17 protein-coding genes are annotated in these 12,559 nt (G+C 69.7%); 9 read left to right on the forward strand and 8 right to left on the reverse strand.

From position 1 onward, the window contains the following. The first annotated feature begins 25 nt into the window (after positions 1-25). The 9 genes from ACN27D_RS18915 (at position 26) to ACN27D_RS18955 (ending at position 6,251) form a co-directional block, all read left to right on the forward strand. Positions 26-487: a hypothetical protein gene (locus ACN27D_RS18915; RefSeq protein ID WP_135243131.1), complete on the forward strand. Its 462-nt coding sequence runs from the start codon at positions 26-28 to the stop codon at positions 485-487. 66 nt (positions 488-553) lie between these two features. Beyond that, positions 554-775, forward strand: a complete 222-nt coding sequence (locus tag ACN27D_RS18920) for a hypothetical protein (protein ID WP_135243132.1) — start codon at positions 554-556, stop codon at positions 773-775. 23 nt (positions 776-798) lie between these two features. Further along, positions 799-1,593, forward strand: a complete 795-nt coding sequence (locus tag ACN27D_RS18925; protein WP_135243133.1) for a hypothetical protein — start codon at positions 799-801, stop codon at positions 1,591-1,593. A gap of 157 nt (positions 1,594-1,750) precedes the next feature. After that, positions 1,751-2,371 carry a sigma-70 family RNA polymerase sigma factor gene (locus ACN27D_RS18930; protein ID WP_135243134.1) on the forward strand — a complete coding sequence of 207 codons (621 nt, stop codon included), beginning with the start codon at positions 1,751-1,753 and terminating at the stop codon, positions 2,369-2,371. A gap of 155 nt (positions 2,372-2,526) precedes the next feature. Then, a complete protein-coding gene (locus ACN27D_RS18935; protein WP_135243135.1) occupies positions 2,527-3,081 on the forward strand; it encodes a hypothetical protein in 555 nt (184 codons plus the stop codon). After that, positions 3,078-3,497 (forward strand): hypothetical protein, encoded by a 420-nt coding sequence (locus ACN27D_RS18940; RefSeq protein WP_135243136.1) that lies wholly within the window; start codon positions 3,078-3,080, stop codon positions 3,495-3,497. The genes ACN27D_RS18935 and ACN27D_RS18940 overlap by 4 nt, the downstream gene beginning before the upstream one ends. Continuing rightward, entirely contained in the window at positions 3,490-4,089 is a 600-nt protein-coding gene (locus ACN27D_RS18945) for a hypothetical protein (protein WP_135243137.1), read from the forward strand. Before ACN27D_RS18940 ends, ACN27D_RS18945 begins: the two co-directional genes overlap by 8 nt. 150 nt (positions 4,090-4,239) lie before the next feature. Next, complete coding sequence (locus tag ACN27D_RS18950; RefSeq protein ID WP_421499634.1) at positions 4,240-4,962, forward strand: GGDEF domain-containing protein; 723 nt, start codon at positions 4,240-4,242, stop codon at positions 4,960-4,962. Continuing rightward, positions 4,959-6,251: a hypothetical protein gene (locus ACN27D_RS18955; protein ID WP_135243138.1), complete on the forward strand. Its 1,293-nt coding sequence runs from the start codon at positions 4,959-4,961 to the stop codon at positions 6,249-6,251. Before ACN27D_RS18950 ends, ACN27D_RS18955 begins: the two co-directional genes overlap by 4 nt. A gap of 161 nt (positions 6,252-6,412) precedes the next feature. Here the strand turns inward: ACN27D_RS18955 and ACN27D_RS18960 are convergent, their stop codons facing one another. The 8 genes from ACN27D_RS18960 to ACN27D_RS18995 are packed head-to-tail and all read right to left on the reverse strand — an operon-like array spanning position 6,413 to position 12,534. Continuing rightward, a complete protein-coding gene (locus ACN27D_RS18960) occupies positions 6,413-7,033 on the reverse strand; it encodes a PIG-L family deacetylase (protein ID WP_209310396.1) in 621 nt (206 codons plus the stop codon). After that, the gene (locus ACN27D_RS18965; protein ID WP_135243139.1) at positions 7,027-7,899 is read right to left on the reverse strand and encodes a 5'-3' exonuclease H3TH domain-containing protein; all 873 of its coding nucleotides are present in this window, start codon (positions 7,897-7,899) and stop codon (positions 7,027-7,029) included. Before ACN27D_RS18965 ends, ACN27D_RS18960 begins: the two co-directional genes overlap by 7 nt. Beyond that, the gene (locus tag ACN27D_RS18970; protein ID WP_135243140.1) at positions 7,899-8,996 is read right to left on the reverse strand and encodes a glycosyltransferase family 4 protein; all 1,098 of its coding nucleotides are present in this window, start codon (positions 8,994-8,996) and stop codon (positions 7,899-7,901) included. Before ACN27D_RS18970 ends, ACN27D_RS18965 begins: the two co-directional genes overlap by 1 nt. After that, the gene (locus tag ACN27D_RS18975) at positions 8,993-9,580 is read right to left on the reverse strand and encodes a phosphoribosyltransferase family protein (protein ID WP_135243141.1); all 588 of its coding nucleotides are present in this window, start codon (positions 9,578-9,580) and stop codon (positions 8,993-8,995) included. The genes ACN27D_RS18970 and ACN27D_RS18975 overlap by 4 nt, the downstream gene beginning before the upstream one ends. Beyond that, a complete protein-coding gene (locus tag ACN27D_RS18980; protein ID WP_421499635.1) occupies positions 9,577-10,506 on the reverse strand; it encodes a radical SAM protein in 930 nt (309 codons plus the stop codon). The genes ACN27D_RS18975 and ACN27D_RS18980 overlap by 4 nt, the downstream gene beginning before the upstream one ends. Beyond that, positions 10,506-11,540 carry a glycosyltransferase family 2 protein gene (locus tag ACN27D_RS18985; protein ID WP_421499636.1) on the reverse strand — a complete coding sequence of 345 codons (1,035 nt, stop codon included), beginning with the start codon at positions 11,538-11,540 and terminating at the stop codon, positions 10,506-10,508. The genes ACN27D_RS18980 and ACN27D_RS18985 overlap by 1 nt, the downstream gene beginning before the upstream one ends. Positions 11,541-11,542: 2 nt before the next feature. Further along, positions 11,543-12,055: a DUF6884 domain-containing protein gene (locus ACN27D_RS18990; protein WP_421499637.1), complete on the reverse strand. Its 513-nt coding sequence runs from the start codon at positions 12,053-12,055 to the stop codon at positions 11,543-11,545. Continuing rightward, positions 12,052-12,534: a formylglycine-generating enzyme family protein gene (locus ACN27D_RS18995; RefSeq protein WP_421499638.1), complete on the reverse strand. Its 483-nt coding sequence runs from the start codon at positions 12,532-12,534 to the stop codon at positions 12,052-12,054. Before ACN27D_RS18995 ends, ACN27D_RS18990 begins: the two co-directional genes overlap by 4 nt. Positions 12,535-12,559 lie beyond the last annotated feature (25 nt).

A 12,559-nucleotide genomic window follows, 5' to 3' on the forward strand; every position in this document is an offset into this window, starting at 1 on the left:
CTTTCCGTGTCCCGTGGAGGACGACATGCTCCAGCCCGCCTGGTACCTGACAGACCACGACTGGTTCGCCCGCCTGGCCGACGCACCCCGTCTGCACACTGACGGTCAGGCCGTCCTCGGCCAGGTCGCCGACCTGTTCAGCGACGAGTCCTACTTCAACCCGGCCAAGACCGTGGCCACCGTGCACGTGCTGCTGCTGGCCGCCGAGCACCTCGGCGACACCCTCACCTGGGCCGCCGACCAGCACGACATGGCCGACCTGACCCGGCTGACCGCCGGGCTCAACCTCGTGCAAGCGCACCTGACCCAGATTGTGCAGCGCCTCGCCGAGCACACCCACAACCGTGCCTTCCGACGCTCGGACACGGTGCCCGCCGCGGCGGCAAAGGCACTGACCGACAGCCTCAGCGCCGCCGGCAACAGCGGCGAGGTCTGCGCCGGACACCTCAAGGAGGCCCACCTCACCCTGCACAACTCGACCCGGTAGCCCATCCACCCCGGGCGCGCGTACCGGCGACGGACGCGCGCCTTCTGCATGCCTGGAGGCTGCCCCATGGCCGAGACCGGCGACGGGCTGACCCGCGTGACCTTCGACGCCACCCGCCGCACCAGCGGCAGCATCGACGCGCTCATGGCCGCATCCGGCGACAACGTGACCGACGCCAGCAAGGGCGCGCTACGGCTGGCCGCGACCCTGCTCGCCTACACCCGCCCGGACAGCACCATGCACGTCCTGGCCCCTGACGGCGCGACTCACATCGTGCACCTTCCCTGAACCCACCCGACCGGAGGATCACCATGTCCAAACTCTGGTGGCGGCTGTCCGAGGTCAGCCCCCTGGCCGAACACGCCGTCCACACTCCGACCGTCAATAACCCCGCCTACCTGCTGCGAGCGCCCAGCGCCGTCGCGGCGTTGATCTGGGAGCAGGACGAGACCGGCAGCGAGACGCTGCGCTCCAACGGATCGCCCGGCTGGCACGACGAGACCGGCCAACTCCACCGCGCCCATGCCCTCACCTGGCAGCACCCCGCCTCGGGAACCAGCGGCGTCCACGACCACGCCGACCCCCACCGGAATCTGGTCCTGCTGAAGGTGCGCCGCCGCGACCGCTCGATCCACCCGGTGATCGACACGATCCGGTACGGGGTCAAGCGCAAGCACCACTGGTTCTGGATCGACACCACCAGATGGCCGTATGCGTACGGCACTGCCGATCACCGCGAGGAGATCGTCCCGGCTGAGGCCACCTGGATCAGATCCGAGGTCGAAGCCCCGGCCCTGGAGCGCCTGTCCTACCCGGCGGTGATCGCCGACGGCTACGTCGGCGCGGACGGGGTCCTGCCCCGATTCACCCGCGACACCGTCACCCAGATGATCACCGACCTCGACGAGCTGAACATCCACCCGGCCACCATGCTCGGCGAGTTCCCGACCGTGGCCTTCCACGGCGACATCGCGGTCATCTTCTGGCAGCAGCACAGCCTCTCCGACGAACGCGTCCTGGAGATCGACCGCTGCTACCCCGACGCCGAAGGGCTCTACGCCATCGGCGCCTACCAGTGGACCTGGAGCATCACCCGGCGGCGCTGACACCCGCCCGCCCGCTGACCCCAGCAGCCACCTGACCTGACTGTTCCGCACCGCATCACCACGGCCGTTGCCCGGCCGACCGCGCGAACCCGCGCACCCCGGGCACGGCCGCACGGCCGTGCCCGGAGACCACCAGCGATCCGCATTGGAGGACTCCATGCACCGCCACACGACTGCCGCCGAGCGCCCCCTCCGCCCGGCCGCCCGCCGGCGGCCCGAAGTCGCCCCCCACATCCTCGCCCTGCTGCACCAGGCCCAGCAGGGCGACCGCGACGCCTTCGCCGCCCTCTACCTGACCTACCGCGAACCGGTCACCCGCTACGTCACGGTGCGGCTGCGCGGCCGGGACCCCGACCTGATCGCCGACCTCGTCCAGGAGACGTTCACCAACGCCCTGGCCGACCTCGGCTCCGCCCTGGCCGACGTGCGCGGCTGGCTGATCTGGCAGGCCGCGAAGGCATGCAACCAGCACGACTGGTCGCGCCGCCGCTACCTGCGCGCCGCGTACGCCGTGCGCGAAGACGCCGACCGCAGCCCGGCCGCACCGGTCACCGCCGAGCCCGCCCCGACCCGGCTCGGGCGGCTGCCGTTCGTGCACGCGATGGCCCGGCTCACCCCCGACCAGCGCCGCGCGATCCAGCTGCGCTACCTCGACGGGTACCCGCGCGACGCCGCCGCACGGCTCATGGGCCGCAGCGTCTGGGCCGTGGGCGACCTGGAGCGGCGCGCGCTGCGCCGTATGCAGATCACGCTGACCACCCCGCCGGTGACCGCGTAACCCGGGCAGCCGCCAGGCGCGACCGCCTAACCGCCCGCCACGCGGCACCCGCACCACAGACCCGGCCGATGCCCGGCCGATCGCGCGAACCCGCGCACCCCGGGCACGGCCGCACGGCCGTGCCCGGATTCACCAACCTGAACAGGGAGAATCCGTTGCACCCCAACGACCCGAGCCCCGGCATCCCGCCCCGGCTCCTCCACCGCCCCACCGTGGGCGGACTCGTCGTCCCCTACACCACCCTGCAACTGCCGGACGGCCGGTGGCGCTTCGGCGCGGTCGACGTCGATCGCCAGACCAAGGCGCTCAACGACCGGCTGTGCCAGACCTGCGGCACCGGCCTGGAGCGCCGGATCGTGTTCGCGATGCGCGACATGGACCTGGACGCGATGTCCGCCGACGAGCCGGGCATGCATCCCGAGTGCGCCGCCTACACGGCCGCCGCGTGCCCGATGCTGGCCGGGCGGATGAGCCACCACCACACCCACTCGGTCGAGACGCAGCTGTCCGCGCTCGGCGTCGCCTTCCACGGCGACGTCACCACGCAGGCGCGGCTCGGTCGGCCGGCAGCGGCATGGAGCCTGGCCTGGACAAGCGGCTACGAGGTCTACCTGCACCCGCGCACCGGGCGGCTGGCCGCGCGGATCGCTGCGGTCCAACTGCTGCGAGTCCGGCCGATCGTCACGGCGACGGCGGAGGGCCGGTCATGAGCCTGCACGTCGTCGCGATCTACCACAACACCGAGTCACGGTTCTTCCCGTACGAGGACGGCCACGAGCTGCGACAGGTGATCTCCCACTGGCGGCAGTGGCCCACCGGCACCGACCCGATCGAGATCGTCGACTGGGCCTGGCAGGTGTTCAACGCCGACCTCGACATGCTGGAGGCGCGCCGTGGTACGCCGCAAGGCGAGGCCGACTTCCTCATCGCCGCCGCGTACCGGCTCATGCGCCGCCGCTCGCTATCGGTGGGCGACGTCGTCTCGGTCACCGCCGAAGGCGTCGTCACATGGCTGGCGTGCGAGAACGACGGCTGGCGGCAGATCCCCGCCCCGGCCGCGACCATCGGCGCACCGCTGACCGCTGAGGCCGTCTACGGCTACGTCCGAGGCGGCAGCGATGACTAGCACGCATCCCTGCCTGGCCCACCGGCCCGGCCACCACGACGACACGTGCATGCGCGGGCCGTGCGGCTACTGCGGCACCGACCTGCGCACGACCGCCTCCGGCGAATGCCGCTCGTGCCTGAAGATCGTCTGCGAGCAGTGCGACGCCGGATACGACCCCGACGCCGGGCCGATCTGCGCCCCATGCGCACAACCAGGCGACGGGCCCGGCCCGGCCGACTCGCCACCGGACGGCTGGCAGCTGCACCGCCTCGTGGTGTTCCTGCTGTCGCTGTCCTGCGGGCACCAGGTCAGCCTGTTCGTCAACGGGTGGTACCCGGTCGCCGTCGCCTGCTGCGACCGGCTCGGCGGCACCATCCAGAACGGCGTCTACGTTGCCTACGCATCCGATGTGCACTACGTGCGGGTGATCAGCGAACGGTACGAGCACCGGCCGCCCGGCACACCGCGTGAGCCGTCCGAGCTGCGCGGCCGGTGGCCTCGCACCGACGACCCGTACCGCTCGCCACACCCCGGCACGGGACGCTACCCCGCCCGCGTCGGCGCCGTCTGGAGCTTCGACGGCTCCATCGCGCCGGCCACACCGAGCTAACCCGCCTTCCAGCACGCCGCCGTCACCGGCGGCTGAAACACGAAAAGACGGCCCGCCAGAAGGCGGGCCGTCTTCACACCCAGGACCCGGGACGCACCGCCTGGAAAACGAACGCGTCCCGGGTTCTCCAACTCGCATTGGAGGAGTCCAGTGTTCATCACAATCCTGGTGGCCGCCATCATCTACACGGCAGTCACCATCCTCGCCGGGGCCTGCGTCGGCTTCGGCGTGGGCTACCTGGCCGCCCGACCCGCCATCGCGCAGCTGCGCGACGAGCTGGCCGACGCCGCCTGGCAACTGGCCCACGACCCGCTGACCGGTCTCTATAACCGGCGTGGCCTGCGCACCGCGTACGCGGCCTTCGCGGCCACCTTCCCCGGACAGCCGGTCGTCGCCGTCCTGCTCGACCTCGACGGGTTCAAGGACATCAACGACGACCATGGACACGACGTCGGCGACGAGGTCCTGATCGAGATCGCCGAACGGCTCGCTCACGTCGCCAGCGTGTACGGCGGCGAGATCGCCCGGCACTCGGGCGACGAGTTCGCCGCAGTCTTCCCCGTCCGCGAGCACGGCATCAGCCAGATCGCCGATGCACTGCTGGCCGCCGTCGCCGCGCCGATCGACGTACAGGCCGCCACCGGCCCGGCCGCCGTCGCACTGTCCGCCAGCATCGGCCTCGCCGTGGTCGACAGCAACGACCCGCTGGAGGACGTGGCCCTGCACCGCGCGGACATCGCCATGTACCACGCCAAGCGCGGCGGCCGGAACCAGCACGTGCTCTACACCCCGGGCATGACCATGCCGCCCAGCGAGGCCCGCCGCGGGCTGCGCCTGCGCGACCTCCACCAGCAGCGGGGGGTGAGCGCGTGACCGGCCCTCGTGAGGAAATGGCGTGCGCCACCTGCCTGACTCCGCTCAACACCCTCGATGACCAGTACATCCACCCCCGGTTCCGCGACAATGACGGGCACCCGCCGGTACCCGTTCCGACCAGCCAGCTCGACATGGTCAACCGGACCTGTGACTTCTGCGGCGACCAGTACCCGATGTGGACATTGATCGGCGGCAACGTCAGAGTACTGGCGACCAGCAGCCAAGCCGGCCTGATGCAGGACATGGGTGAGACCTGGGCTGCCTGCGTACCGTGCATGGCAGACCTCGACGCCGGACGCGCGATGAAGGTGGTCGACCGCGCGGTACGACGCATGCGCGTGCACGACATCCCTTTCGCCCACGCCGAGACCAGCAAGCTCCACCAGGCATTCCTGCGCCAGCGGCGACCAGGCCGCGTCCTGCTCACCACGACCGCGTGGCCAGACCTCGACCTGCGTCCCCGCGACCTCCCGAAAGTCCGTGACCGGCTAGCGTCGTTCTACCGCGGCCCCCATGAGCTACCGTCAACTCTTCGCATCAGCCACATGCGAACCCATCTGGCAGAATGTCTCGACCGCGCCCGGCTCTACTGGATCGACGAGAGTTTCACCGAGCTGGCCGAGCACGCCGCCTCGCAGCTGCCGGCGGTCACCACCAGCAAAGACCTCGCACCCTGCGACGACGGGCTACTCTTCTGGGCTCGCCCGGCGACAACACATCGGATCACCGCCGTCTCCTGGTCAACAGGCGACAACGTGATCGAGGCTGTCGTCTACCGCGCCATCGGTAGTGGTCTCGAGGACCAACCACTACAACACCTGCGCGAAGAGGTGGGCTGGCTGGTACCCGTGCGAACCTTCCAGTTACGGCACAATCAGTCCGCCGACAGCCCGCCGGACGGCCGGTCCGCGATACTGTTGGCCACCTGGCTACTCATCGCCCAGAGGGCGGCCGAGGACGTACCGGCAGAGATCGACAAGACGATACGCAAGAAGTACGCCCGCGCCCAGCGACCGTTGCCCGACGTACGGATCGTGCGCATCCGTACCTACAGCCAACGAGACGACGAGGCCAAGATCACTGGAACCGGCGGCAGCCGGACCTACACCAGCCGCGTCTGGGTTACCGGGCACTGGCGAAACCAGGCATACGGGCCAGGCCGAACCCTACGCCGCCCGGTCTACATCCATCCGTTCCTACGCGGCCCTGAGGACGCGCCGATCAAGCTGAGCACCACAGTGCGTATCCTGAATCAGCGCCACGGCAACAAGACCCAAGGCAACTGACGATGTCCCTGCGTGTGGTGGCGGCATTCCGCCGCCACCACACGCAGGCGATCGCCCTTTTCGTGCTTGACGAACTCTCTGAGCCCTCATTCCGACGCTCTACGAAATCGCATCGAGCGCTGGTGCTGCCGGTCTGCCTGCGTCGGCAAGATAGGCACTAGTCAAAGGTGGGTTGCTGCTGGTAGCCGGCCGAGGATCGGCATCGGGCGGAATGCTTCCGCGTACGCAGAGTTAATCCGGCGGCCGTGGAGCCTTCCGAGGGCCTCGGCCATCGGGCCGAAGTGATCGAGGATCGGCTGGGATGTGTGTGCGCGAAGGGCGTCAATCTTGGTGGGCCAGTGGGCGCTGACCTCGATGACGGTGGGCAGGTCGAGTGAGCGGCCATTCTGATCGAGGTTGTTGTAGCCATCACTGTGGTAGGCCCGTTGCGGGTGGCCGGTGCCGATGACGACATCGGGTAGGGCGCGGAGGACCGTTTCGGCGCATTGGCGGTGTTCGGGGTGGATGTCGCTGGGCGGGTGGGTGATCAGCACATCGGGACGGACTTCCAAGAGCACAGTGGCGGCGGTTGAGACGGAGATCTGGTCCATGAAATAGAGATCGGCCCCGAGGAGGCGTGCGCCGGCTGTGGCCTCAGCGTCGCGGACTGCGTCGTGGTGTGGGACGGCGATGACGGCCGTGCCTCCGTCGCTGACGTGGCGTGCGATGGTGCCGCCTGCCCAGAGCTCGGCGTCGTCTGGGTGTGCCATGACGGTGAGCAGGACGGGAGCTGGCGTCACCACAGGCCGAGTTTCTCAACGACGTCGGCCGGTGGCGGCAGGAGTTGGCTCTGCTGGCAGGTGGGGGCGATAGGGACGTCGAGGTGGCGGTTGAGGCGGATCATGTCTCGCCATTTGCGGGCGAGGTCGAGTTGCTCACGGACGGTGCGGCCCCGTCCGGTGTCGAGCCGTCCGGTGTTGGGCAGGTCGTCAAGTGTGATGCCGTCGGCGAGGAGGGTGGCGGCGGTTTTGGCACCGATGCCGTGGATGCCGGGGATGTTGTCGGCGGGGTCGCCGGTGAGTGCGCGGAAATCGACCCATTGTGCGGGTGTGACGTGATGGCGGGCGAAGACGTCGGCGGGGCCGATGTAGCGCTTGCCGGGGCGCATTTTGGTGTTGAGGACGCGGACGCGGTCGGTGATGAGTTGGTAGTAGTCGCGGTCGCGGGACATGATCACGATTGGGCGGGGCGGCGGGGTGGTGCGGACGAGCGTGGCGATGACGTCGTCGGCCTCGGCGTGGTCGAGTTCAGTCCAGGCGATGCGGTGCTGGTCGAGGCCGCGCTTGACGTCCGGGAGGAATTGGATCGGGGTCAGTGCGGCTTCGTCGGTGGGCCGTTGGGCCTTGTAGGTGGGGTCAAGTTCTTTGCGGTCGCTGCCGCCGTACTGGCCGTCGAAGACGACGATGACCTCGGGTTGGTCGGTGAAATCCTCGCGGATGGCCACGCGGAGTAGGGCGAAGAACGCGAAGACGCCGGTGAGTAGGCGGGTCTTGTCGCGGGAGCGGATTTCGGCGGGGAAGCCGAAGGTGGCGCCCCAGAGCAGGTTGTGTCCGTCGACGAGCAGGAGCGGGCAGGGTTGGGGTGCGGATGGCAGGACGGAGCCGCCCATCAGCTCACCACCTTCAAGAGTTGGTTAGCGACAAGGGCGGGCCAATAGTCCCGCGAGCGGTAGTACGCGGCCCGTGATGCTGCGGCGTAGCCTACCGGGTCGGTCAGCAGGTGCCGGGCGGCGCGCCACAGGCCGTCGGGGCCGGACCGGTAGGGCGCAATGATGCCGCCCTCGCCGATCAGGTGAGGCAGGTTCCCGACGTCGTAGGCGACTACCGGGGTACTTGCGGCCAGGGCTTCCAGTGCGACGAGGCCGAATGTCTCGGCCCGCGACGGCACGATCACGACGCTTGCCCCGGCGAGCCAGGCCGAGACCTCGTGCCAGGCGAGGCCGGGCAGGAGGGTGACGCCCGGTGTTGTGGCGGCGAGGGCTCGGCACCTACGACGTATTTGTTCTTGGCTGCCGGCGGCAAGCTCGAAGGGCGCGTTGGCGACCGCGACCTCGATGGGACGGTCTAGTACAGGGATGGGGTCGAGTAGTTCAGCGACGCCTTTCTCCGGTCCCAGGCGGGCGAGGACGCGAACGGGACCTCTTGCCCAGAGCCGGTGACGGTCGCTGCGGGATTGAGGTTCCGGCGCGGTGAGCAGGGTGTTCGGCACGACGCTCCAGCTGGTGCTGTCGTAGCCGCGGGCTGCTGCCTCGCTCATCACGGTGGCTGACGGGGCGATGACGGCGTCAGGATTGCGGGCCAGCGCCGGTTGCAGGTCCGCGTCGTGGCCGACGACGTGCGCGGCGAGGATGTTGCGGATGCGGGGGCGGGTCGGCATGATCCGGCCGAGGCCCCACAGGGCGTCGACGTAGACGACGGCACGTACCTGGTGCCGCCGAAAGAGCCGTTCCAGTTCCGCGCAGATCGGCGCGGCAGACGCGTCGATGGCTGCGCGGAGGGTGGCGTCGTCGCAGGGAAATTGCACGTCGAGGCTGTGTAGCCGTTCGATGGGCACGTTGTGGTAGGTCGATGGCGCGGCCGGGTCGGCGGTCACGATCACGGACCTGGCTTGGATCTGTTGGAGGCCGGCGGCGTGCGCGATGACCGCGCGTTCCATGCCGGCTGGGACGTTAGGTCGCCAGGAGGCGAGGACGAAGGCGATGGTCATGGGGTCTGGACCTGGCTCGGGATGGGCAGGTCCTCGATCGGCGCGTCGGCGGCGGGTGGCTGTTCCCAGGGGAACGAGACCCAGTCGTCGACGGTCCAGATCCACAGGTCCGGGTCGAGCGCGCCTCCGCCGTTGCGGCACAAGGCGACAGTGCGCAGGGCGACTTCTGGGCCGAGGTATGCGGTGAGTTCGGGTAGCAGGGTGGTGAAGGTGGCGCCCGTGCCGCAGATGTCGTCAACGACCAGGACTGTGCCGTCGAGGCGGTGCGCGGCCAGTCGGCTGGTGAGGGGGTCGAGGTCGTAAGTGACGACGCCGGTTGCTTCGCTGTAAGTGGCATCGGTGGGGTTGTGCTTGGCGTTGACCCGGTAGGTCGGGACGTGCAGAAGTTCACTGACGCCTTGCGCTGGGGCGAGGCCGCCGTTGGCGATACCGATGGTGGCGGTGATTGGCGAGTACCGCCGTCGGGCTTCGCCGGCCAGTACCTCGATCGCTCGATAGTAGGTGTCGAGTTGGATGCGGAGGATGCGTTGGCGACGGAACTGGCGCGGCTGAACTGGTGAGTGTCGAGGTACTTGGCTGTTCATGCGGTGCCGTCCCGGGTGGTGAGGGCGAGGTCGGCGGCGCTGCGTAGGGGGTGCAGGCCGCCGATGTTCAGGGCTGTGCTGTCGTTGCGCCAGACGCGGCCGTCTGCGCGGATGACGGTGAAGTTGCCGGCGACGTCGCGGGTGCGCAGCCGCATGTGGAGCCGCTCGGGAACGTCCAGCGCGGCGAACAGCCTCATCGCCTCATCGTCGCCAAGCAGTTCGTCGGGCAGGGCGGTGCCGGCGCCGATGGGTAGCATCTGCAGGGCGCTGAACCCGCAGGCTCCGAGATTGGCGGCAAGGTTGACCATCTCTTGCAGGTAGCCCGCGGTGCGGCGCATGAGCACGGTCTGGATCTGCACGGGGATGCGCAGCGCGACGGCGGCTTGGATACCTCTCACGGCTCTGTCGAAACTGAGCGGTCCCCGGATGGCGTCGTGGCGGCCAGGGTCGGGGCCGTCGAGGCTTACCCGGATGGCGTCGGTGTGCTCGGCCAACTCGGCCGCTCGGCGGGCCAGGTGCCAGCCGTTGGTGGTGATGGACACAGCGCTGCGGCCTCCGCTGCGGACGGTGTCCAGCAGCTCGGGTAGGTCTCGCAGCAGCAGCGGCTCACCGCCGGAGATGTCAACCCCGAGGACATCGGTGTCGGCGAGGATGTGGGCGACGCGCCGCCGTTGAGAGAGGTTGGCCTCGCGCACGGTCGTGTCATCGAGGCACTGCGGGCAGTGCAGGTTGCAGCGAACGATCGGTGACCAACAGACACTGTCCGGGATGGGGCGGTCGAGGTCGCTGGGTGCGACGACTGGCCAGGCCGTCACGGTGGTCTGGGCGAGGGTAATCCGGCCGCTGCCGATGGGGGTGGGTGCGCGGTGGGTCATCCCGGATGCGGGGTCGTGGACGAGGTCGCTGTGGGCGGCGAAGGTTCGCATCATCGCAGGGTCACTGCCTTCCGCAAGAGCTTGTCGGCGCGCTCGGCCAGATCCGCGGCGCGGCCGGTGGGTGCGGGCTGCTCGCAGAGCTGCCGGTGCAGGGCGATGCGGGGTGCGGCGCCGGTGAGTTTTGTCTTCCACGCGGCGGCGGGATCGGGTGGGTCGATGTGCCAGCCTCGGACTTGCCGCAGTGGGATGATGAGGTAACCGTGACTGATGAGGGCGGCTCCCAGGTTGGTGTCTTCGGCGCCCCAGCCCATCGCGCCGAAACCGGGGTGAAAGCCGCCCACGTCAAGGACCGCATGGCGAGGCGCGGCAACGAGGGCGGTGACGACCATGCGGGGCAGGTCCCAGTCGTAGTACGTGCGGCCGTGGCCAAGGTCGATGAACTCGCGGGTGTCCTGCAGGGGCCTTCCGACGAACGCCTTCGGGTAGACCTGGCCGGTGTAGAACATCGGTACGCCTGCCGGTGGGGTCCATCGCACCCGGTGATCCGCGTCGAGGTCGGGCTCGCCGGGAGGCACGACCGGGTGGCCGTCGGGGTGGGGCAGGTACGGGATGTTGTGGCGGAACCCGACGAGGACGGTGTCGTGCCGAGCGCGGGCGGCGATGTCGGCCAGGACGTGATCGCGTACGACCATGTCGGCGTCGAGGAACACGATCGTGTCGCCAGTGGCAAGGTGAACGCCGACGTTGCGGGCCGCTCCCGCCCCCGAGCGGGAGTGCAGGCGGACGGCCCGGTCGACGCGCGGATGCGCGGCGAGCAGTTCGGTGGTGGCGTCGGTGGACGCGTCGTCGACCGCGATCACCTCGACGGTCGCCGCGGTGCGTTGCTCGCTGAGCGCATCGAGGACCGGCGGAAGGCTGTAGGCGGTGTCGCAGGCGGGGATGATCACGCTGAGGCGGGCTCTGTCGCCGAGCTGCGGCGGCGTCAGGGCGTGCCAGTCCAGGCCGGTTCGCTCGGTGAAGGCCGTGGTGACATGGCGGTGGTCGTTGGCGGTGGCGGCGAGCGCCTCGTTCAGGGTGGCGGGCACGCTCACCACCCCCACTCGTCGAGGATCGCGGCGGCCTGCGGCCAGCCGTCCGCGTGGTCGGCGATCCAGTGAATCCGAGGCCGATGGGGGTCGGCGAGGAGGTCGGCGAGCAGCACCAGGTAAAGGGGTTCGGCGACCACGAGGAGGTCGTCGGGGATGTGGTCGCTGTGCAGGTCGGCTTGCAACTGTGCCCAGACTCGCGGCCGTAGCTCGGTGGCGCGGGCGGGGTCGAGGGGACGGTCGTAGGTGCGCAGGTGGGTATCAGCGGTGACGAGACCATGCTCGGCGGACAGGAACCGGACCCGGCTGCGCTGGTGCGGCAGATGACCGACCCGGGCGCGCAGGTGCGGCACACAACCACCGTCGTAGAGGTCGAGGGCAGGCAGCGGCGTGAGCGTGGGCGTCTTCTCCGCCGAGCAGCCGACGATGACCAGCTCTGCCCGGCTGTGCGCGCCCGGAACCATGTGGGCGATGGCATTGGCGGGGTTCGCCGGGTGCGGGTGTCGAAGGTTCATGGGGTACGCACCGGCCTCACGGAGATGCCAGGGCTGCGCCGTTCCATCGGGGCCGCGTTGAGAAAGGTGGTGTGGGCATACAGCGGCGGGGAGGCGTACGAGCCACCCCGGATGATCTTTCCCTGGCCCATGGCGGTGCTGCTGGTCCATTCCCAGACGTTGCCCGCCAGATCCAGCACACCCTGCGGTGTGGCACCTGCCGGGTGCCGCCCGACCGGCTGTGGGGCACGTGGCGACTGGCCGGCACCGGTGAGCAGGGCACGGCCAGGGGTCCACGGTTCGTCGCCCCACGGGTACAGGCGGCGACTCGATCCGGCGGCGATCCATTCCCACTCCACCGACGTGGGCAGGCGTCCGTCTGCTTCGGCGGCGAGCCGGACGGCGTCGTCGTAGCTGATGCCGGTGACCGGCAGGTCGGTGCCGCCGACACCGCACTGCGCGTCGGTGAGCGGCGTCTGCGCGACGAGGAGAGCGGGCACAGGACGGGGTTTGCGGGCGTCGCCG

Origin of the sequence: Micromonospora sp. WMMD1274 (genome assembly GCF_049179035.1) — a bacterium.
Taxonomy (GTDB): Bacteria; Actinomycetota; Actinomycetes; order Mycobacteriales; family Micromonosporaceae; genus Micromonospora; species Micromonospora tulbaghiae.

What these genes read in the sequence shown, in the direction of transcription:
- ACN27D_RS18970 (WP_135243140.1), bottom strand. Translation starts at nt 8,996, where the DNA reads ATGACCATCGCCTTCGTCCTCGCCTCCTGGCGACCTAACGTCCCAGCC.
- ACN27D_RS18940 (WP_135243136.1), top strand. Translation starts at nt 3,078, where the DNA reads ATGAGCCTGCACGTCGTCGCGATCTACCACAACACCGAGTCACGGTTC.
- ACN27D_RS18920 (WP_135243132.1), top strand. Translation starts at nt 554, where the DNA reads ATGGCCGAGACCGGCGACGGGCTGACCCGCGTGACCTTCGACGCCACC.
- ACN27D_RS18965 (WP_135243139.1), bottom strand. Translation starts at nt 7,899, where the DNA reads ATGGGCGGCTCCGTCCTGCCATCCGCACCCCAACCCTGCCCGCTCCTG.
- ACN27D_RS18980 (WP_421499635.1), bottom strand. Translation starts at nt 10,506, where the DNA reads ATGCGAACCTTCGCCGCCCACAGCGACCTCGTCCACGACCCCGCATCC.
- ACN27D_RS18945 (WP_135243137.1), top strand. Translation starts at nt 3,490, where the DNA reads ATGACTAGCACGCATCCCTGCCTGGCCCACCGGCCCGGCCACCACGAC.
- ACN27D_RS18930 (WP_135243134.1), top strand. Translation starts at nt 1,751, where the DNA reads ATGCACCGCCACACGACTGCCGCCGAGCGCCCCCTCCGCCCGGCCGCC.
- ACN27D_RS18975 (WP_135243141.1), bottom strand. Translation starts at nt 9,580, where the DNA reads ATGAACAGCCAAGTACCTCGACACTCACCAGTTCAGCCGCGCCAGTTC.
- ACN27D_RS18990 (WP_421499637.1), bottom strand. Translation starts at nt 12,055, where the DNA reads ATGAACCTTCGACACCCGCACCCGGCGAACCCCGCCAATGCCATCGCC.
- ACN27D_RS18915 (WP_135243131.1), top strand. Translation starts at nt 26, where the DNA reads ATGCTCCAGCCCGCCTGGTACCTGACAGACCACGACTGGTTCGCCCGC.
- ACN27D_RS18925 (WP_135243133.1), top strand. Translation starts at nt 799, where the DNA reads ATGTCCAAACTCTGGTGGCGGCTGTCCGAGGTCAGCCCCCTGGCCGAA.